The 19,471-nt window shown below is 44.1% G+C and carries 21 protein-coding genes; 18 read left to right on the top strand and 3 right to left on the bottom strand.

Translation table 11 applies throughout. The features are described from left to right. Nucleotides 1-532 precede the first annotated feature (532 nt). Complete coding sequence (gene rluC / locus AC3CH4_RS10340) at nt 533-1,477, top strand: 23S rRNA pseudouridine(955/2504/2580) synthase RluC (protein WP_017078123.1); 945 nt, start codon at nt 533-535, stop codon at nt 1,475-1,477. Nucleotides 1,478-1,752: 275 nt separating this feature from the next. Here rluC and AC3CH4_RS10335 read toward each other — a convergent pair whose 3' ends face one another. Then, entirely contained in the window at nt 1,753-2,334 is a 582-nt protein-coding gene (locus AC3CH4_RS10335) for a Maf family protein (protein ID WP_488542923.1), read from the bottom strand. A 149-nt stretch (nt 2,335-2,483) separates the two neighbouring features. Here AC3CH4_RS10335 and yceD point away from each other — a divergent pair, with 149 nt between their 5' ends. From yceD to AC3CH4_RS10260, 15 genes are all read left to right on the top strand, one after another. Then, nucleotides 2,484-3,011: a 23S rRNA accumulation protein YceD gene (gene yceD / locus AC3CH4_RS10330; protein ID WP_004733994.1), complete on the top strand. Its 528-nt coding sequence runs from the start codon at nt 2,484-2,486 to the stop codon at nt 3,009-3,011. 44 nt (nt 3,012-3,055) lie between these two features. After that, nucleotides 3,056-3,226, top strand: a complete 171-nt coding sequence (gene rpmF, locus AC3CH4_RS10325) for a 50S ribosomal protein L32 (RefSeq protein WP_004737376.1) — start codon at nt 3,056-3,058, stop codon at nt 3,224-3,226. A gap of 9 nt (nt 3,227-3,235) precedes the next feature. Then, nucleotides 3,236-4,261: a phosphate acyltransferase PlsX gene (gene plsX / locus AC3CH4_RS10320; protein ID WP_017062152.1), complete on the top strand. Its 1,026-nt coding sequence runs from the start codon at nt 3,236-3,238 to the stop codon at nt 4,259-4,261. A gap of 5 nt (nt 4,262-4,266) precedes the next feature. Then, nucleotides 4,267-5,217, top strand: coding sequence for a beta-ketoacyl-ACP synthase III (locus AC3CH4_RS10315; protein WP_010437276.1), 951 nt, complete (start codon nt 4,267-4,269; stop codon nt 5,215-5,217). A gap of 80 nt (nt 5,218-5,297) precedes the next feature. Then, complete coding sequence (gene fabD, locus AC3CH4_RS10310) at nt 5,298-6,221, top strand: ACP S-malonyltransferase (protein WP_017078125.1); 924 nt, start codon at nt 5,298-5,300, stop codon at nt 6,219-6,221. 25 nt (nt 6,222-6,246) lie between these two features. Then, nucleotides 6,247-6,981, top strand: coding sequence for a 3-oxoacyl-ACP reductase FabG (gene fabG, locus AC3CH4_RS10305; RefSeq protein ID WP_010437280.1), 735 nt, complete (start codon nt 6,247-6,249; stop codon nt 6,979-6,981). Between the two features lie 166 nt (nt 6,982-7,147). Next, on the top strand, nt 7,148-7,381 hold the full coding sequence (acpP, locus tag AC3CH4_RS10300) for an acyl carrier protein (RefSeq protein WP_012603569.1): 234 nt from the start codon (nt 7,148-7,150) through the stop codon (nt 7,379-7,381). A 93-nt stretch (nt 7,382-7,474) separates the two neighbouring features. Further along, a complete protein-coding gene (gene fabF / locus AC3CH4_RS10295) occupies nt 7,475-8,719 on the top strand; it encodes a beta-ketoacyl-ACP synthase II (RefSeq protein WP_004736554.1) in 1,245 nt (414 codons plus the stop codon). 104 nt (nt 8,720-8,823) lie between these two features. Next, entirely contained in the window at nt 8,824-9,702 is an 879-nt protein-coding gene (gene pabC, locus AC3CH4_RS10290) for an aminodeoxychorismate lyase (RefSeq protein WP_146455950.1), read from the top strand. Then, nucleotides 9,699-10,715 carry an endolytic transglycosylase MltG gene (gene mltG, locus AC3CH4_RS10285; protein WP_054547256.1) on the top strand — a complete coding sequence of 339 codons (1,017 nt, stop codon included), beginning with the start codon at nt 9,699-9,701 and terminating at the stop codon, nt 10,713-10,715. The genes pabC and mltG overlap by 4 nt, the downstream gene beginning before the upstream one ends. Before the next feature lie 10 nt (nt 10,716-10,725). Then, entirely contained in the window at nt 10,726-11,358 is a 633-nt protein-coding gene (gene tmk / locus AC3CH4_RS10280) for a dTMP kinase (protein ID WP_054547257.1), read from the top strand. A gap of 6 nt (nt 11,359-11,364) precedes the next feature. Next, entirely contained in the window at nt 11,365-12,330 is a 966-nt protein-coding gene (locus tag AC3CH4_RS10275) for a DNA polymerase III subunit delta' (RefSeq protein ID WP_488542922.1), read from the top strand. Then, nucleotides 12,321-13,088, top strand: coding sequence for a TatD family hydrolase (locus AC3CH4_RS10270; protein ID WP_017093784.1), 768 nt, complete (start codon nt 12,321-12,323; stop codon nt 13,086-13,088). The genes AC3CH4_RS10275 and AC3CH4_RS10270 overlap by 10 nt, the downstream gene beginning before the upstream one ends. A gap of 444 nt (nt 13,089-13,532) precedes the next feature. After that, complete coding sequence (gene ptsG, locus AC3CH4_RS10265; protein ID WP_004736562.1) at nt 13,533-14,963, top strand: PTS glucose transporter subunit IIBC; 1,431 nt, start codon at nt 13,533-13,535, stop codon at nt 14,961-14,963. Nucleotides 14,964-15,192: 229 nt separating this feature from the next. Continuing rightward, on the top strand, nt 15,193-15,597 hold the full coding sequence (locus tag AC3CH4_RS10260) for a hypothetical protein (RefSeq protein WP_054547259.1): 405 nt from the start codon (nt 15,193-15,195) through the stop codon (nt 15,595-15,597). 111 nt (nt 15,598-15,708) lie between these two features. Here AC3CH4_RS10260 and AC3CH4_RS10255 read toward each other — a convergent pair whose 3' ends face one another. Next, on the bottom strand, nt 15,709-16,302 hold the full coding sequence (locus AC3CH4_RS10255; RefSeq protein ID WP_171314130.1) for a porin family protein: 594 nt from the start codon (nt 16,300-16,302) through the stop codon (nt 15,709-15,711). A 145-nt stretch (nt 16,303-16,447) separates the two neighbouring features. Here AC3CH4_RS10255 and cydH point away from each other — a divergent pair, with 145 nt between their 5' ends. Together cydH and AC3CH4_RS10245 are read left to right on the top strand one after the other, a co-directional pair. Next, nucleotides 16,448-16,537 carry a cytochrome bd-I oxidase subunit CydH gene (cydH, locus tag AC3CH4_RS10250; protein ID WP_114633799.1) on the top strand — a complete coding sequence of 30 codons (90 nt, stop codon included), beginning with the start codon at nt 16,448-16,450 and terminating at the stop codon, nt 16,535-16,537. 41 nt (nt 16,538-16,578) lie between these two features. Beyond that, nucleotides 16,579-17,781 (top strand): patatin-like phospholipase family protein, encoded by a 1,203-nt coding sequence (locus tag AC3CH4_RS10245; RefSeq protein WP_114633798.1) that lies wholly within the window; start codon nt 16,579-16,581, stop codon nt 17,779-17,781. Nucleotides 17,782-17,962: 181 nt separating this feature from the next. Here AC3CH4_RS10245 and pyk read toward each other — a convergent pair whose 3' ends face one another. Beyond that, the gene (gene pyk / locus AC3CH4_RS10240) at nt 17,963-19,411 is read right to left on the bottom strand and encodes a pyruvate kinase (protein WP_017085832.1); all 1,449 of its coding nucleotides are present in this window, start codon (nt 19,409-19,411) and stop codon (nt 17,963-17,965) included. Nucleotides 19,412-19,471: the final 60 nt, after the last annotated feature.

The following is a 19,471-nucleotide window of genomic DNA, read 5'->3' as shown; positions in this document are numbered from 1 at the left end:
TCGGTGCAGCCTCCCGGCTGGAGTAGGGATGCTCTGGGGCACGTCAGTCATCATAGGGAGTTAGCCTATGATCCGCGATGTGGCGGTGAATACTCAACATGAGTGTACGTGAGTAGAGCGATAAGGAACTCAGTTGACCGTGTCTTACGCCGATTGCAGCACTGTCTAATCTGAGTCATCTACTCATTTACTTGCTTATGAATGGTTAGCTGTTTAAATATTAGTCAATCCATTGATAGCAGCTGTGAACTATAGCAGTGGTCGGTAAACACAGCAATCTGCTTTGTCGTAATGCGGTAAAAAAAACAGTTTTTGTTTGGGTTTTGATAGCTCTAACTCACTGTCTATAAATAATTTATCAATTGATATTTTAATTTGCAGGAAGCTTGGTGCTTTTTTGTTCGAAGAATCAAAGAAATATAGAACTTCAATGACCTTTTAGGGATAGATCGGCAGGGATTATAGATAAATAAGTTCAGAATAGGGTTAAGAAAATCTCAATTATCAAAAGTGACAGTGATACAATGACCCAATGAGCGAAATTAGAACCCAAGTCCAATTTGTCGACATTGACGAAGATATGGCTGGTCAGCGTATTGATAACTTCTTACGCAACCAATTAAAAAACATCCCGAAAAGCATGATTTACCGAATCGTGCGTAAAGGCGAAGTCCGCGTAAACAAAAAACGCATCAAGGCTGAATACAAACTAAAAGCAGGTGATTTAGTTCGTATCCCGCCAGTCACTATTGAAGAGAAAACAGAAGAGAACGTGCCAAGCACGAAACTCAATAAGGTTTCTGAATTAGAACAGTGCATCATTTATGAAGATGATCACATGCTGATTCTGAATAAACCATCAGGAACTGCGGTTCATGGTGGTAGCGGGCTAAAGTTTGGCGCGATTGAAGCATTGCGTGCACTTCGCCCTGATGCTCGTTTTCTTGAATTAGTGCACCGTATTGATAGAGATACGTCTGGCATTTTGCTTGTTGCTAAGAAGCGCTCGGCGCTAAGACACCTTCAAGCACAGTTCCGTGAAAAAACGGTTCAAAAATACTACTTCGCTTTAGTGATGGGCGAATGGAAGAACAGCTGTAAAGTGGTTAATGCCCCTTTATTGAAAAATGAAGTAAACAGCATTGTTCGCGTTAACCCGAATGGTAAGGCTTCTGAAACTCGTTTTAAGGTTTTGGAAAAATTCCAAGATGCGACGTTAGTTCAGGCAAGCCCAATTACCGGCCGTACGCACCAAATTCGAGTACACGCTCAGTATACTGGCCACCCAATTGCTTGGGATGACCGTTACGGTGATCGTCGTTTTGATGCTTACACGGGTAAAGTAGGATTGAATCGTTTGTTCTTACATGCCGCCAATATTAAGTTTACCCACCCAGGTAGCGAAGAGAAGATGGATATCTCGGCTCCAATGGAAAAAAGGCTAGAGAGAGCACTCACTGGTCTACGTAAGCTTTAAGAAGATACGAGATACGAGATACGAGATACGAAATAGATAACTCTTTTAGGATTTAGTATCAGTTATCCGCAAATGATAAAGGTTGACGAATATCGTCAACCTTTTTTGTTTTCATATGTTGTAGAAGATCCCCAACTCGCTCGTTCCTCGCTCATGAGGATGACGATTTTTTAAAGTCATCCTCATGAGCTGATTGGATAGTGTAGCTATCTTCGTCCTTCCCTAGACTGACGAAGGAAGGAGTAGGGAATCTCTAATAAAAGAGAGGGTATCCGTTATAGTACGCTCATTCCTTGCGCTTCTAACATATCAACCAGATCGATCAGAGGTAAACCGATCAAGGTATTCGGATCTTTACCTTCCATCCGTTTAAATAGCGCGATACCTAACCCTTCACACATAAAGCTGCCCGCGCAGTAATAAGGCTGTTCTTTCTCAACATAAGAAATGATCTGCTGCTGTGTTAAATCACGGAAATGCACGATGAAAGTATCTAAGCGAGTGTCGGCTTTATTGGTTTCACTGTTCCATACGGTTATCCCAGTATAGAAAGTGATGCTTTTGCCGCTTTGGCGAGATAGTTGCTCAATCGCTTTTTCACGAGTGTGTGGTTTACCAATGATTTCTCCATCAATCACACACACTTGATCGGAACCAATCACTAGGCTTGGTTGTTCGATGGTACAAGACTTGGCTTTTGTCTCGGCAAGACGCATCACTAACTGTTGAGGTGTCTCTTTTAGAAGTGGTGTTTCATCGCAGTCAGGCTTCGCTGTGACAAAGTCTAACTGTAGTTTTTTGAGGATCTCTTGCCTAAATGGAGATGTAGAAGCTAAAACTAGTTGGTAATTTCTCATTTTAATTTACAATTCGTGTAAGCATTTAGTTCAGGATAACGTAACTTATCCTGCTATTCATAATGCTCTGAACAGGAAAGGTAGGAAAGTACATTTTTTTTGCCATTTCCTTTGACTAAACACGATTTGGAAGATAAGATTCGCGCCCTATGCAAAAGGAAAAAATACCGCGTACAGTTGATCCGGCAAGAACGGCTCAAAAACGACTCGATATGGATGGTATCATTCAAGTCAGTCTTTTAAAGCGTTTAACCGAAACAACTGAAGGCGTAAAACGTGACGCGCAAGTCTCAATGTCATTTGGGCTTGATGAACAACGATTAGTCGTTATCTCTGGTAAAGCTAACGTCGAAGTCGATTTAGAGTGTCAACGTTGTAATGAGGTTTTCGCACATGAGTGCGATGTCCAATTTACTTATACTCCTGTTTACAGCGAGAAAAGTGAAGAGGAAGCACCGGAAGAGTACGATTTGGTAGATCTGAACGAGTACGGTGAGTTAGACCTGATTCAATTAGTTGAAGACGAGTTCATCCTTGGATTGCCACAAATAGCAATGCACGACGATGCGAAATGTAGCGTTAACTCAAATAACTTGGTGTTTGGTGAACTTCCTGAAGAAATTGAGGAAGATAAAAAGCCGAATCCATTTGATGTTTTAAAAAACTTAAAGAAGTAACTTATTAATAAGTATCTTTAAGAATTTACATAGGAGTAGGGTCAATGGCCGTACAAAAGAGCAAGAAATCACGTTCAATGCGTGGCATGCGTCGTTCACACGATGCGCTAACTACAGCTGCACTTTCTGTAGACGCAACTTCAGGTGAAACTCACCTACGTCACAACGTGACTGCCGAAGGTTTCTACCGCGGCAAAAAGGTTATCAACAAGTAAGGTTGACCTTTGCAAAATCTAACCGTTGCGCTTGATGCAATGGGCGGGGACTTCGGTCCTCGTGTAACAGTGCCTGCCGCCGTGCAGGCACTGTCGTATTTCCCAGAGCTAAAAGTCATTCTCATAGGTGATCGAAATGCGATCACATCTCAATTATCTTCATTAGGTCGAATGCCTGATTCTCGTTTGAGTATCCAGCATTGTGATCGAGTCATTTCCAATTCTGAAAAACCTTCACTAGCCTTACGTAATAGTCAGGGTAGTTCTATGCGTGCTGCTATCGATCTGGTTGCCGAATCACAGGCTGATGCTTGTGTGAGCGGTGGTAACACTGGCGCACTGATGGCGTTATCTCGTTTCAGACTCAAACTCCTTCCCGGTATTGATAGGCCTGCATTGGTTTCAGCTTTGCCTACTGCTTCTGGCAACCGTACATGGATGCTTGATTTAGGAGCGAACGTTTCTAGTGACGCAGATTCACTGTTTCAGTTTGCTGTAATGGGCAGTGCATTAGCGGAACAACATTTAGGTCGCGCTCCACGTGTCGCTATCTTGAATATCGGTGCAGAAGAAATCAAAGGCAATGACCTTGTGAAACGATGCGCGGAAATGTTGTCTAATACTCAGTCTGTGAACTTCATAGGCTATATTGAAGGTAATCAATTACTTCAAGATGCTGCTGATGTCGTCGTATGTGATGGTTTTGTGGGCAATGTCTGCTTAAAAACGTGCGAAGGTACGGCTCAGCTCTTTATTGATAAGCTAAAAACGCGCATGATGGCTTCAACAATAAAGGGTTGGATCGCCAGAATGTTGTTTTCTGAGCTATTTACTGAATTAAAAACCTTGAACCCCGACCAGTATAACGGCGCAAGTTTGTTAGGATTGCGCGGCATTGTCATTAAAAGTCATGGAAGTGCTGATGTGTCTGCAGTCGTCAACGCGATTGGTGAAGCAGTACACGAGGTCAAACGACAAGTCCCCAGCCGCATTAGCGATCGTTTGGAAGCGGTTTTACTCGAGAGGCATTATTAGTCTTCATGTATAGCAAAATTTTAGGTACTGGCAGCTACTTGCCATCTCAGGTGCGTACTAACGCAGACTTAGAGAAAATGGTAGAGACTAGCGATGAGTGGATCGTTGCTAGAACAGGTATTAAAGAGCGTCGTATTTCAGCGGAAAACGAAACCGTTGCGGATATGGCGTTTTACGCTGCTGAGAATGCCATTGAGATGGCAGGTATCGACAAAGAGGATATTGATTTAATCATCGTTGCGACAACCAGCAGTAGCCATACATTCCCGTCTTCGGCATGTCAGGTACAAGGTAAGCTTGGTATCAAAGGCTGCCCTGCGTTTGATTTAGCTGCGGCGTGTTCTGGCTTTGTCTATGCACTGTCTGTTGCTGATCAACATATCAAGACTGGTATGTGTAAAAACGTTTTGGTAATCGGTGCGGATGCACTGTCAAAAACCTGTGATCCGACTGACCGCTCTACTATCATCTTATTTGGTGATGCTGCAGGCGCGGTGGTTGTAGGCGCAAGCGAAGAGCCAGGTATTTTGTCTACTCACATTTACTCTGATGGTAAATATGGTGAGCTTCTAAGCCTAGAAGTTCCAGAGCGTGGCGGTGATGCGGACAAATGGCTGCACATGGCGGGCAACGAAGTATTTAAAGTGGCGGTAACTCAGCTTTCTAAGCTAGTTAAAGACACATTAGCAGCGAACAATATGGATAAGTCAGAGCTTGATTGGTTAGTTCCACACCAAGCGAACTACCGTATTATCTCGGCAACCGCTAAGAAGCTGACGATGTCGCTTGATCAAGTTGTGATTACTCTTGATAAGCACGGCAATACGTCGGCAGCTACCGTACCAACGGCCCTTGATGAGGCTGTTCGCGACGGGCGAATTAAACGTGGTCAAACGCTTCTACTTGAAGCATTTGGCGGCGGCTTCACTTGGGGTTCTGCGTTAGTTAAATTCTAACCCCAAGCGATAATCAACAAACAAGGCACATAACTTATGTGCCTTATTCAATTTTTTGCTTTGCTTAAAGGAAAATTACAATGAGCAAATTTGCTATCGTATTCCCAGGCCAAGGCTCTCAAGCTATCGGTATGCTTGCTGACCTAGGCGAACAGTATGATGTTGTTAAAAAGACATTTGCTGAAGCTTCAGAAGCACTTGGTTACGATCTATGGGCATTGGTTCAAGATGGTCCAGTAGAAAATCTAAATGAAACTTTCCGTACTCAACCAGCTCTACTAACAGCGTCTGTTGCAATCTGGCGTGTATGGCAAGAGCTTGGTCTAGAGCAACCTGCAAACCTAGCAGGCCACAGCCTAGGTGAATACTCTGCACTCGTGTGTGCAGGTGTTATCGACTTTAAGGAAGCGATCAAGCTGGTTGAGCTACGTGGTCAACTGATGCAAGAAGCGGTTCCTGCGGGCGTTGGTGCAATGTACGCAATCATCGGTCTAGATGATGAAGCGATTGCTAAAGCGTGTGAAGAAGCGGCGCAAGACGAAGTTGTGTCTCCAGTTAACTTCAATTCACCTGGCCAAGTTGTTATCGCGGGTAACAAAGCGGCAGTAGAGCGTGCTGGTGCACTATGTAAAGAAGCAGGCGCTAAACGTGCTCTTCCTTTACCTGTATCTGTGCCGTCTCACTGTGCCCTTATGAAGCCTGCAGCAGACAAGCTAGCGGTTGCTCTAGAAGCTCTAGAGTTCAACACACCGGCACTGCCTGTTATCAATAACGTCGATGTTATTGCTGAAACAGACCCTGCAAAAATCAAAAGCGCACTTGTTCGTCAGCTATACAGCCCAGTTCGTTGGACTGAAGGTGTACAAGCGATGAATGAGCAAGGCGTTGAAAAGCTACTAGAATTAGGCCCAGGCAAGGTTCTTACTGGTCTAACAAAACGTATTGTTAAAACTATGACAGCTGCTGCAGTTAATGACACTGCATCACTAGACGCTGCTAAGTAAATAACCAATTAATAGAGAAGTTATGATGAATTTAGAAGGCAAAGTTGCACTAGTTACAGGCGCAAGCCGTGGCATCGGTCGTGCAATCGCTGAGCTTTTAGTTGAGCGTGGTGCTAAAGTTATCGGTACTGCTACGTCTGAAGGCGGCGCTGCTGCAATCAGCGAGTACCTTGGTGAGAACGGTAAAGGTCTTGCTCTTAATGTCACTGATGTTGACTCAATTGCTGCTACACTGAAAACCATCAACGATGAATTCGGTGCGATTGACATTCTGGTGAACAACGCAGGTATCACTCGTGATAACCTTCTTATGCGTATGAAAGACGATGAATGGAATGACATCATTGATACTAACCTAACGCCTATCTTCCGCATGTCTAAAGCTGTATTGCGTGGCATGATGAAGAAGCGTCAAGGCCGTATCGTAAACGTTGGTTCTGTAGTAGGTACTATGGGTAACGCTGGTCAAGCTAACTACGCAGCAGCAAAAGCTGGTGTGATTGGTTTCACTAAATCAATGGCTCGTGAAGTTGCGTCTCGTGGTATTACAGTGAACACTGTAGCGCCAGGTTTCATCGAAACAGACATGACTAAAGCGCTAAATGATGACCAACGTGCAGCAACTTTGGCGAATGTACCAGCAGGTCGACTAGGTGACCCTCGCGAAATCGCTGAAGCTGTGGTATTTTTGGCGTCACCTGCGGCAGCTTATATCACAGGTGAAACACTTCACGTCAATGGCGGTATGTACATGGTGTAAATTATGTGCAACATTTGTGCATGATTTAAGTCAAGATCATACGTAATTTCGGTTAAAATCGTGAAAATTGTGGTTTGACCAGAAAAGTTGACCTTGCAACTTTCAATAGATTGAATAAACTACGGAAAACATCGCATAAAGCGAACTCTGTAAAGGAAAAGAAAAAATGAGCAACCTCGAAGAACGCGTAAAGAAAATCATTGTTGAACAGCTAGGTGTAGACGAAGCTGAAGTTAAAAACGAAGCTTCTTTCGTTGATGACCTAGGTGCAGATTCTCTAGACACAGTTGAGCTAGTAATGGCTCTAGAAGAAGAATTCGACACTGAAATCCCAGATGACGAAGCTGAGAAAATTACTACTGTTCAAGCTGCTATCGATTACGTAACTAGCGCTCAGTAATAATCTCTCCCAGGCGGTCACCTTGACCGCCTGTGTTTTATCTAACTCATCTATCCTCATCTTAAATCACCTCAATCCCCGGAGTGTAATATCGTGTCCAAGCGTCGTGTAGTTGTCACTGGCATGGGTATGTTGTCGCCGGTAGGCAACACTGTAGAATCTTCTTGGAAAGCCCTGCTAGCTGGTCAAAGTGGTATCGTTAATATCGATCATTTTGATGCAACCAATTTCTCAACTCGTTTTGCAGGTCTAGTTAAAGACTTTAACTGCGAAGAGTATATGACTAAAAAAGATGCTCGTAAGATGGACTTGTTCATCCAGTACGGCGTCGCAGCAGGTATTCAAGCTTTAGATGATTCAGCCCTAACTATTACTGAAGAAAACGCTCCTCGTGTAGGCGTTGCTATCGGTTCTGGTATTGGTGGTCTTGGTTTGATCGAAGCCGGTCACAAGGCTCTAACTGAAAAAGGCCCTCGTAAAATCAGCCCGTTCTTCGTACCGTCGACGATCGTGAATATGATTGCGGGTCACATGTCTATCATGCGTGGCCTACGCGGTCCAAACATCGCGATCTCTACAGCATGTACGACTGGCCTACATAACATTGGCCACGCGGCTCGTATGATTGCATACGGCGATGCTGACGCAATGCTAGCGGGCGGTGCTGAAAAAGCATCGACACCACTAGGTATGGGCGGTTTTGGTGCGGCTAAAGCACTTTCTACTCGTAACGATGAGCCTCAAAAAGCTTCTCGTCCATGGGACAAAGGCCGTGACGGCTTCGTTCTTGGTGACGGTGCAGGCATGATGGTTCTTGAAGAGTATGAACATGCTAAAGCTCGTGGCGCTAAGATTTACTGTGAGCTAGTCGGCTTCGGTATGTCGGGTGACGCTTACCACATGACATCTCCAAGTGAAGATGGCTCTGGTGGTGCACTAGCAATGGAAGCGGCTATGCGTGATGCTGGCATTACTGGTGAACAAATCGGTTATGTTAATGCACACGGTACTTCGACTCCTGCAGGTGACGTAGCGGAAGTTAAGGGCATCAAGCGTGCTCTTGGCGAAGCAGGCAGCAAGCAAGTCTTGGTTTCTTCTACGAAATCAATGACAGGCCACCTTCTAGGTGCTGCAGGTTCTGCTGAAGCGATCATCACAGCTATGTCTCTAATTGATCAAATTGTTCCACCAACAATCAATTTGGATGATCCTGAAGAAGGCTTAGATATTGACTTAGTACCCCACACTGCGCGTAAAGTTAGCGGTATGGAATATGCTGCATGTAACTCATTCGGTTTCGGTGGTACAAACGGCTGTTTGATCTTCAAAAAGATTTAATCATCTTATTAAAGATGTAAACATTCGTAGATAGTCATAATTAGACTTGTTTTTAAACGGCTTGATGCTTTAGCATTGAGCCGTTTCTTTTTATGGGGAAAAACATGTTTTGGGTTGATGGAGAAAGCCAGCAAACTGTCGATATCTTGGATCGTTCGTTTCAATACGGAGACGGCTGTTTCACGACAATGCTCGTGAGTGATGGTGAGATACAACATTTTCACGATCATCAGCACCGTGTCGACGAATGCCTTAAAGCGCTACGCATTTCTGCTCTTGATTGGGATGTGGTTCGCCTTTGGATCGATAATGCACTTCAACATATCCAAGATAACGATCTTCATGGTCCAAAGAGCCTTTATGGTTCAAAGATCCTCCATGATACAAACAAGCCTCATAATCAAAAAACTGGGATTAAGCTACACGTTAGCCGTGGGGCAGGCGGTCGTGGCTACAGTGCCAAGAATATCGTCAAGCCAACGATAACCATCAGTACATTTGATTTCCCTAGTCATTATTCAGCGTGGCAAGACTCTGGTGTAGAACTCGGTATCTGCCAGCAAGCACTAGGTTTGAGCCCATTGCTCGCAGGCCATAAGCACAATAATCGTCTTGAGCAGATCTTGATGAAAGATGAAATGGATCAGGCCGATGAAGCTGATGGTGTAGTTCTTGATATCTCGGGCAATGTGATTGAAACCACCATGGCCAATCTGTTTTGGCGAAAAGGTCAGATGATATATACACCTCAACTCACGCAAAGTGGTGTGGCGGGGGTTATGCGTAAGCAAGTGTTAACCGCGCTGAATCAAGCTGAACTTTCCGTTACAATTAGTGACTACTGCTTATCTCAACTCATGCAAGCTGATGAGATTTTCATGACCAACTCCATCTTAGGGGTTGCCCCCGTTACCCGTATTAGTGATACCCAATTCAACATTGGAACCGTTACTCGTAGCCTTCAAGGACAACTAAACTCGTGATCAAAAAGTTATTTATTTTTATTATCTTGTGCCTAATCGCAGCCGCTGCTGCTGGTTTTTACGCTTACAATCAAGCGCAAGATAACCTGAAACAAGTTATCCAATTAGAAAAACCGCAGGTGGTTACCGTTGCTTCAGGTAGTAGCTTTAACCGTGTGCTCGCACAATTGATTAATCAAGGCCTTTTTGAGGCTTCTCCTTACGAGAAATTAATCCGTAAGTTACATCCTGAGCTTGTAGACGTAAAAGCGGGTACATTCCTGCTTGAACCCGGTTTAACCCTAGAGCAGGCGCTACAAGTGCTTGTAGAAGGGAAAGAGCACCAATTTACCATTACCTTCGTAGAAGGCAGTCGTTTTGACGAGTGGCTTGTTCAGCTAAAAGACAACGAATTCATTCAGCAGACGTTGAATGATGTCTCTGAAAAAGAGATCGCACAAAAGCTTGGTATCGAAAATGAAAAGCTAGAAGGCCTTTTCTTAGCGGAAACATACCACTACACCTATGGCACAACGGATTTAGATTTGTTGAAACGCGCCCACCGAGATCTGATGAACGTGGTCAATGATGAGTGGGAAAATAGAGCCGACAAACTGCCTCTTAAATCGCCATATGAAGCGCTAATTCTTGCGTCTATCATTGAGAAAGAGACTGCAGTAGCGTCAGAGCGTGAACGTGTGTCTTCTGTGTTCGTTAATCGCTTGAACAAGCGTATGCGTCTGCAAACTGACCCAACGGTTATCTACGGCATGGGCGACAGTTACAAAGGCAATATACGTAAGAAAGACTTACGTACTCCAACGCCATACAACACTTATACAATGAGTGGTTTACCACCGACGCCTATTGCAATGGCGGGCAAAGCGTCTATCAATGCTGCGCTGAATCCAGAGAAGAGCAACTACCTGTATTTTGTCGCGAGTGGAACAGGCGGTCACGTATTTTCAAAGAGTTTGACTGAGCATAACCGTGCAGTACGAGCTTACTTAAAGCAATTAAGAAAAAACAAATAAAGAAATAATTATGAATCAGTCGAAATTTATCGTAGTTGAAGGCCTTGAAGGTGCTGGCAAAAGTACAGCAATCAATGCCATCGTTGAGACATTAAAAGCATCGGGTGTTGAAGATATCGTTAATACTCGTGAGCCGGGTGGCACTGTCTTAGCTGAAAAGATGCGTTCATTGGTTAAAGAAGAGCACGAAGGTGAGAAGCTTCAAGATATGACGGAACTATTGCTGATGTACGCGGCACGTGTTCAATTAGTAGAAAACGTCATCAAGCCCGCATTAGACAGCGGTAAATGGGTGTTGGGTGATCGTCATGATATGTCATCTCAAGCTTATCAAGGTGGTGGTCGTCAGATCGCACGCACTACGATGGAATCACTGAAAGAAACCACGCTAGGCGGTTTTAAGCCAGATCTAACCCTATACTTGGATCTTGATCCTAGAGTAGGGCTTGAACGCGCTAGAGGCCGTGGTGAGCTCGATAGAATCGAAAAGATGGATATCTCATTCTTCGATCGTACACGTGAACGTTACCTTGAGATTGCAGAACAAGACGAAACGGTTCTTGTGGTTAATGCACAGCAAGAAATTGAGCAAGTAGCCGCTGATATTAAAGTCGCGCTCAGTGCTTGGCTCAATAAACAGTAGGTAGTCATGGCTGAAGTGTATTCTTGGCTCACACCGGTATGGAGTGAGTGGAAAAAAAGTCTCGATGCAGAGCGTTTTCCTAACTCTGTGATTGTTAATGCGCCGGAAGGGCTTGGCGTTGATGCGCTGATTAGCCAACTTACCGATGCATTGATGTGTACTAATTACGAAAGCGAGTCGTGTGGATTTTGCCACAGTTGTGAATTGATGAAGTCGGGGAGTCATCCGGATTTCCATGTGATTGAACCTGAGAAAGAAGGTAAATCGATTACCGTTGACCAAGTACGTGCGAGTAACCGCTGGGCTCAACAATCGTCCCAGTTAGGTGGTTTGCGCGTTATCTTGCTTAACCCTGCAGAGGCGATGAACGAATCGGCTTCCAATGCATTGCTGAAAACTCTAGAAGAGCCATCAAGTAAGTGCATCTTCATTCTTTCTACTCGTAACAGTAATCGCTTAATGCCGACTATTATTAGCCGCTGTCAGCAATTCAATGTGGTTAGCCCACAGTTGGATACTGGATCGACTTGGCTAGATGGGGAAGTAGGTAAAGCGGTTCCGCAGTATATTCTAGCGCTCAATGACAACGCGCCTTTGAAAGCGAAAGCCATGTTTGAGCAAGGCGGTGTTGAAGCCTCAACAAAAGTGTTCGATGGTTTTGTCAATGTAATCAAAGGCACTCAACCTGACATGCTGAAGTTTTCCACAGAGCTTAGTAAAGACCCTTTGGTTCAACTAGGCTGGCTATGGCACTTACTGTCTGACGTGCAAAAGCTGCATTTTGGTTTGGCGAATCAGGCGATGACTCCGAGTGCGAACGCTTTGGTTGAGGTAATGTCTTATCAAAGTGCTTACGCAGCATCGAATAAACTGTTGATATTGATTGAGCAGTTAAAGCAACACCCCGGGCTCAATACGGAGCTACTCATAATGAACTGGCTGATTGCCACTTGCGAGGAAACATGTTCGTAGATTCCCACTGTCATTTAGACAAACTGGATTACCAAGATTTACACACCAGTGTAGAAGACGTGGTTAATAAGGCGAAGGCAGCAAACGTAGACCAACTGCTTTCTGTCGGTGTGACATTAGACTCGTTTGAAAATATGCTTGAGATGATCTCGCCGTTCGATAACGTTAAAGCTTCTTGTGGCGTTCACCCTCTCGATGTAGAGAGCGATTTCTGTCTAGAAAGAATGCGTGAGTATGCGAGCAATCCAAAGGTTGTGGCGATAGGTGAGACAGGCTTAGATTATCACTACCAGCCAGAGACGGCAGAACTACAACAGCTTAGGTTCAAGCAGCACGTTGAGTTGGCTGTTGAGCTTAATAAACCTTTGATCATCCACACGCGTAACGCGCGTGAAGATACGTTAGCTATTTTACGCGATGGTGGAGCAGAGAAGTGCGGTGGTGTGATTCATTGCTTTACTGAAGATCAAGCATTCGCTGAAGCGGCAATGGAATTAGGTTTTTATATTTCGATCTCAGGTATTGTGACCTTTAAACAAGCCACAGAACTTAAAGACGTTGTGAAAAACTTACCGCTAGATAGGTTGCTGATCGAGACGGATTCGCCATACTTGGCTCCGATTCCATATCGAGGTAAACAGAATCAGCCTGCATATGTGGTCGAAGTGGCGGCTTATATCGCGCAGTTGAAAGGGCTGTCAATGAAAGAGGTTGCTGAACAAACAACCAAAAATTACCGAAAACTTTTTTTGCGATAAAAAACTAACTAAACAAATAAAAGGGAGCGAAAGCTCCCTTTTTGTGTTTTTGATCACCAAAAGTACGTTTTTTTTTAATGTTTACTAATTATGTTGAACTTGAGAGCACTATTTACATCATTTGTAATTTTGTTACTAAAAATAACATTAGCTCCTATTTTATTTACCCAGTAAAATAATACACTCATCAAAAAATACATTTATATTTCAATGCTTTAATTGCTTGTAAAGCATTGCATTTCTAGATTTGACATGTGATCCAAGACGTGTTTTGAAACTAAATTTCGTAAGTGACTAGAAAGTTAGTTCCGCATCAATATATATTTAGCGGCAGAAAATATAATGCAATACATGGTTACATTTTCACTGGGTGCTAACATATAGGCTACGGGGGTGTGCCGTTAGAACCCATATAATTATTTTATCTTTATCAGGAGCATAAACATGTTTAAGAACCTTTTTGCTAACCTGCAGAAAGTTGGTAAGTCTCTGATGCTACCAGTATCAGTTTTACCAGTTGCGGGTATTTTGCTAGGTGTCGGTGCAGCAGACCTTCCTTTCATTCCAGAAATTGTTTCAAACTTAATGGAACAAGCGGGTGGTTCAGTATTCGGTCAAATGGCACTACTGTTCGCAGTAGGTGTAGCACTTGGCTTTACTAATAACGACGGTGTAGCTGGTCTAGCTGCTATCGTTGGTTACGGCATCATGACTGCTACACTTGGCGTAATGGCTGGTGTAATGGGCGTTGATAAAATCGATACTGGTGTACTAGGTGGTATCCTAGTCGGTGGTGTTGCTGCTTGGGCATTCAACCGTTTCTTCCGTATTCAACTACCAGAGTACCTAGGCTTCTTCGCTGGTAAGCGTGCCGTGCCAATCATCACAGGTTTCTCTGCGATTGGTCTAGCAATCCTACTATCTGTAGTATGGCCACCAGTTGGCGGCGCTATCTCTGCGTTCTCTGATTGGGCTGCTCACCAAAACCCACAAGTGGCGTTTGGTATCTACGGTATCGTTGAGCGTTCTCTAATTCCATTTGGTCTTCACCACGTTTGGAACGTACCTTTCTTCTTTGAAGCTGGTACTTGTGTAAACGCTGCTGGCGAAACTCAAAACGGTGTTCTTACTTGTTACCTAGTTGCTGATGATGCATCTCGTGCAGCGGGCAATGGCTTCGGTCAGCTAGCTGGTGGTTACATGTTCAAGATGTTCGGTCTACCTGCTGCTGCAATCGCAATTGCACACTCAGCTAAGCCTGAAAACCGCGCTAAAGTAATGGGCATCATGGCTTCTGCTGCGTTGACTTCATTCCTAACGGGTATCACTGAACCAATCGAATTCTCATTCCTATTCGTTGCTCCAGTATTGTACGCAATCCACGCTCTACTAGCTGGTTCTGCATACGTTCTTGCGAACACTCTAGGTTTTGTACACGGTACATCTTTCTCACACGGTCTAATCGACTTCCTAGTTCTATCTGGCAACGCGTCTAAGATGGGCCTAATGGTTGTATGTGGTATTGGTTACGCTGCAATTTACTACATTGTATTCCGCACTGTGATTAAAGCACTTGACCTTAAAACTCCAGGTCGCGAAGACGAGTCAGAAGACGACATCGTTGCAACTGGTACTGAGCTTGCTGGTGAGTTAGTTGCTGCATTCGGTGGCAAAGCGAACATCACTGGTCTTGACGCTTGTATTACTCGTCTACGTGTTGCAGTAGCTGATACAGAAGCTGTTGACCAAGACAAACTGAAGAAACTAGGTGCTGCAGGTGTTGTTGTAGTTGCTGGTGGCGTACAAGCTATCTTCGGTACTAAGTCTGACAACCTTAAGACAGACATGGATGAGTGGATTCGTAACAACGGTTAATTCACTGATTCAATAAATTGAAAGGAGGCCGAAAGGCCTCCTTTTTTGTTTTCTGCAACATAAAGACCTTTCTACGTTTCATCTTTTCTAAATCAGTGAATTACCACTTAACTCGATGTGTTGTTACTCGTTCTTGATCGTTTAATGGCTGCGATCTTTAACCAAGTGATGACATCTTTAGCTATGATTCAAGTAACCTACCGTTTTTTCAAAACAGTCTGAGAATATTATGAAACATCGTTACTTGATCGGCCTTATGTGCTGCAGCGGAGCCTCGTTTGCTCACGCTTCTGAAGCCCCAGCTTTGGAAGTTGGACTCGCCATCGACCAAGACCTAAGTGTCGTTGTGGAGTTTGATCAGAAGTATCGCGCAACTATTGGCAATGATGGCGCTGCATTTGATTATATTTTTAAGCGTGGTCAGTTTGAAACTGAAGCTCCGTTGAGCTGGTATGTAGGTGCTGGTGCTTGGGCTGAATGGAATGACGACTTTGGTTTGCGTTTGCCGCTAGGCGTGAAAGTGAATTTCTACGAAGGTTGGAATGCTTACGCACAAGTTCACCCTGAGCTCGACATGTACAAAGGTGTTGAGTTACAAGTAGGCGGCGCACTAGGTGTGACCTACAAGTTCTAAGTTGAACTGAAAACCGTTTTTATAATGAAAAAGCCAGCATCAAGCTGGTTTTTTCATTTCGTTAGAATACTTCTAATCTAAAGATTTATTGATCCAATATGGGGACTCAACCTAGAAGGTAAAACTCAATCCAACATTGGCTTGGAATTGGTTCATCCAGTCAGTATCAAAGCGGATGATGCAGTCTTGGCCATTGCTCGGTACGTTACAAACACCGGAGGTGTCGTTGTCGACCACAGTACCTAGCCAACGTACTTGTGTATTTAACGCTAAGCGGTCACTAAATTTGTACTCTAAACCACCAAAGATAGAAGTTGAGAATCCATATTTATCCTTTGCCCAGTCTACATCAACGTAAGAAGCCCCAAGACCGAGCCCTAGATAGCCAGACAACACAGAGGAAGCAGGGTAGTAGATGCTGCTTTGAAAGTGAAGGTATTGGATGGAAGAGCTTAGGTTGAGCTTTTCTAATTCAGAGCTTTGATTAGAATAGAAAAATCCGATGCGTCCTTTTTCAAGTGGCGTTTCAATCGCAAAGGTATAGTTTTCCGAACCTTTCATATCATACGTTTTACCATCCTGGTCTTCGACACTACCGCCTCCGGTATAACCCACCATCGGGGTAATGATGATCTCCGGCGAAGCATACACGCTCGAAACGGAGAAAAGTGCAATCAGTGCCATCATATTTGCTTTGTTATTCATGAGTATATCCTTATCCATACACTTATTAATTGTGATGGTTACATCAATATTGTGCGACTAATTTCGACGATTCTTGAAGATACTTCACACACCTGATAGAACTTATATAGAGACTAGACAAATTAATAATAAGCCAGAGGTGTCTATGGACCATAATCTGAAAAATGCTCTACAAATAACAGCGATCATCTATACCATCATTCTTTCATTTGGTTTTATTGCGATTGGTAGCTAATACCATCTATTGCGAGGCTGAGTTTTTATACTCAGGGAATCATGAATAGTGGGATTATAACCAATATTGATGCAGCAATAGACTTGGATTACTACGCTAAGTTTATTGCTGGAAAAACAGCCCTGGTCGCTCAAGGTGGCGGACAGAGAAGTATTTTTACTTCTGGAGTGCTGGATGCCTTTCTTCTTTCTAATTTCGACCCCTTCGATGAATTTTTTGGTACCTCAGCGGGCGCTCTCAACTTATGCGCTTATCTGTGCCGCGATAAAGGCCTTGGCCGCTCTTTCGTTCTCGACCTCACGACTTCACCAGAGTTCTTTAATCTCTTTTCTTATATACGACACAGAAAGAACCTAGGATTAGAATGGGCGTTAGAACAAATCATGGCGTACCCTTATAAGCTTGATCTTGACCTCGGTAGGCAAACGCTGGGTGACAGACATTTTTTTGCAGCGGTCACCGCTTCGAAAGATCTTCGAGATCATTATTTCCCTTTGCTTGGTGAAGACTGGTACAAGGTGATGATTGCCACTTGCGCCATTCCACGTTTGTATAGCGATGAAATATTCATTGGCGATAACGCTTATGTTGATGGTGGTGTATCCGCTTGTATCCCGGTTCAAGAAGCGTGGCGTAGACAAGCCCGTTCCATTGTAGTGATCAGAACTGAGCCACCTTTAGAGGAAGAGGTTCGAGTTCAAGTTAACAGTACGGGATTAAAAACACCCAAACCAATATCAGCTGAAGAGCTGGAATGGTTCCGGGAATCTTTTGACAGTGTTCAAGGTCATTGGCAGCAAAAAGTGGAACAGTGGAAAACCGATTGGAGCTCGTTCTTTCAACAACAAATCCTCAGTTCAAAAGAACAGAAGCGCGACAGATCACATTTGGATTTACTTAATGGTGGTCGATGGCTATTTGGGGCGGATGACATCTATAGATTAAGCCATTTAATTGGTGATAAGTTTGATTCCGGTTTGGCTGATATGCTAATGGTACATTACCAAACTTACTCATTGACTCAGGATTTTTTGAACTCCCCACCAGACGATGCGTTTGTCGTGCAAATTGCCCCAAGTAAGCCGCTGAAATCAAGTTCATTAATGAGTAATAAAGAAGATTTACTGCACGATTACGACATGGGTTTAGAAGCGGGTTACCGATTTGTAGAAACTTATACCTCTACGGAAAATGCCCGCAGTTCACACATGCCACAGTTGGCAACCATTGCTGCTGAGAAGTAATGCTTGAAGTTGATAAGTTAACATACTGTTAGCTCATCATGCTGTTTTAACCCGATCGTTAGTGAGTCGTGTTCTGATATGAAAAAGGGTTATTGAACTTGGTTCGATAACCCTTTTTTGTCAGCTTTCTCACCTTCAGCTTAATTTAGGAACCTAAGCTTTAAGGCGAAAGTAATTAAGACTAGGTAACTGGTAGGATTCTCATACAGTTGGTTGATCCTGCCACATCCATAATGTCACCTTGAGTGACGATCACGAGATCGCCAAACTTAAGATGCTCTTTCTCTTTTAGGCAAGTGAGCGTAGATAGGGCAATGTCAAAGCTATCTTCGGCTTCTGTCTCGAAGTAGATAGGTGTTACACCGCGGTACAAGGTACAGCGATTAAGCGTTCCTTCGTTACGAGACAGCGCATAGATAGGCATATCAGCACTTAGACGAGACATCATCAATGCAGTACGGCCTGACTCGGTGAGAGTGACTACGCCCTTAATGCCTTCCATATGGTTTGCAGAATAGATGGTTGCCATCGACACGGTTTCTTCGGCGGTGACAAAAGTACGGTCAATACGGTAATTAGATTGGTTATTAATTCCTGCCATTTTCTCTGCGCCAATACAGACTTCGGCCATTGATTTCACGGTTTCAACCGGGTAATCACCGGCGGCGGTTTCACCTGAAAGCATCACTGCATCGGTGCCGTCCAGTACGGCGTTGGCAACGTCCATCACTTCGGCACGGGTTGGCATTGGTGCTGAGATCATTGATTCCATCATTTGAGTTGCGGTGATTACGGTTCTGTTAAGTGCTCTAGCACGGCGTATAAGCTGTTTTTGTACTCCGACCAATTCAGGGTCGCCAATCTCTACTCCGAGGTCACCACGAGCCACCATGACCACATCTGAGGCCATTATGATGTCATCCATGTTCTCAACAGTGGCTACCGTCTCTGCTCGCTCTACTTTTGCTACAAGGTGAGCTTCTAATCCCGCTTCTCGTGCAAGCTGACGAGCGTAGTGCATGTCTGCGCCGTTGCGTGGGAAAGACACTGCGAGGTAATCCACTTTGATTTGGGCTGCGGTGACGATGTCGCGCTTATCTTTTTCTGTCAGCGCTTCTGCGGAAAGACCACCGCCTTTTTTATTGATGCCTTTGTTATTTGACAGTGGGCCGCCAATGATGACTTCTGTATGAACGCGACAACCTTCCACTTCGGTCACTTTCAGCTGAACACGACCATCGTCGAGTAACAGGATGTCGTTAGCTGAAACGTCGTTAGGTAATTCTTTATAATCAAGACCGACTGCTTGTTGGTTGCCTACACCTAAACCTAGGCTACTGTCGAGAGTGAATTTGTCACCCACAGCAAGTTGGATTTTGCCATCTTTGAATGTCGATACTCGAATCTTGGGGCCTTGTAAGTCACCGAGAATAGCGATTTGAGTGCCAAGTCTTTTTGCAATTGCTCTGACGTTTTCTGCGCGTTGTATATGGTCGTCGCTGGTGCCGTGAGAGAAGTTCATACGGACGACATTGGCACCGGCTTTGATGATCTCTTCAAGCACGTTACCTTTATCAGTAGAAGGGCCTAGCGTTGTGACGATTTTCGTTTTTCTTAATTCGGCTGTCATGAATACTCCTAGAGTGAGGCCAAGTAATCTTTTAAAAGACTCAATTAAGTATATGCATTA

Source organism: Vibrio sp. QJM3NY_26, assembly GCF_057786005.1.
Note: the sequence above shows the minus strand (reverse complement) of the source record. Positions and strands in the feature narration are given on the sequence as shown.

Coding starts and splice junctions, on each gene's coding strand:
- fabD (WP_017078125.1), top strand. CDS start 5,298: ATGAGCAAATTTGCTATCGTATTCCCAGGCCAAGGCTCTCAAGCTATC.
- AC3CH4_RS10275 (WP_488542922.1), top strand. CDS start 11,365: ATGGCTGAAGTGTATTCTTGGCTCACACCGGTATGGAGTGAGTGGAAA.
- rpmF (WP_004737376.1), top strand. CDS start 3,056: ATGGCCGTACAAAAGAGCAAGAAATCACGTTCAATGCGTGGCATGCGT.
- fabG (WP_010437280.1), top strand. CDS start 6,247: ATGAATTTAGAAGGCAAAGTTGCACTAGTTACAGGCGCAAGCCGTGGC.
- AC3CH4_RS10255 (WP_171314130.1), bottom strand. CDS start 16,302: ATGAATAACAAAGCAAATATGATGGCACTGATTGCACTTTTCTCCGTT.
- tmk (WP_054547257.1), top strand. CDS start 10,726: ATGAATCAGTCGAAATTTATCGTAGTTGAAGGCCTTGAAGGTGCTGGC.
- rluC (WP_017078123.1), top strand. CDS start 533: ATGAGCGAAATTAGAACCCAAGTCCAATTTGTCGACATTGACGAAGAT.
- ptsG (WP_004736562.1), top strand. CDS start 13,533: ATGTTTAAGAACCTTTTTGCTAACCTGCAGAAAGTTGGTAAGTCTCTG.
- AC3CH4_RS10315 (WP_010437276.1), top strand. CDS start 4,267: ATGTATAGCAAAATTTTAGGTACTGGCAGCTACTTGCCATCTCAGGTG.
- AC3CH4_RS10270 (WP_017093784.1), top strand. CDS start 12,321: ATGTTCGTAGATTCCCACTGTCATTTAGACAAACTGGATTACCAAGAT.
- AC3CH4_RS10260 (WP_054547259.1), top strand. CDS start 15,193: ATGAAACATCGTTACTTGATCGGCCTTATGTGCTGCAGCGGAGCCTCG.
- pyk (WP_017085832.1), bottom strand. CDS start 19,411: ATGACAGCCGAATTAAGAAAAACGAAAATCGTCACAACGCTAGGCCCT.
- acpP (WP_012603569.1), top strand. CDS start 7,148: ATGAGCAACCTCGAAGAACGCGTAAAGAAAATCATTGTTGAACAGCTA.
- cydH (WP_114633799.1), top strand. CDS start 16,448: ATGGACCATAATCTGAAAAATGCTCTACAAATAACAGCGATCATCTAT.
- AC3CH4_RS10245 (WP_114633798.1), top strand. CDS start 16,579: ATGAATAGTGGGATTATAACCAATATTGATGCAGCAATAGACTTGGAT.
- pabC (WP_146455950.1), top strand. CDS start 8,824: ATGTTTTGGGTTGATGGAGAAAGCCAGCAAACTGTCGATATCTTGGAT.
- yceD (WP_004733994.1), top strand. CDS start 2,484: ATGCAAAAGGAAAAAATACCGCGTACAGTTGATCCGGCAAGAACGGCT.
- AC3CH4_RS10335 (WP_488542923.1), bottom strand. CDS start 2,334: ATGAGAAATTACCAACTAGTTTTAGCTTCTACATCTCCATTTAGGCAA.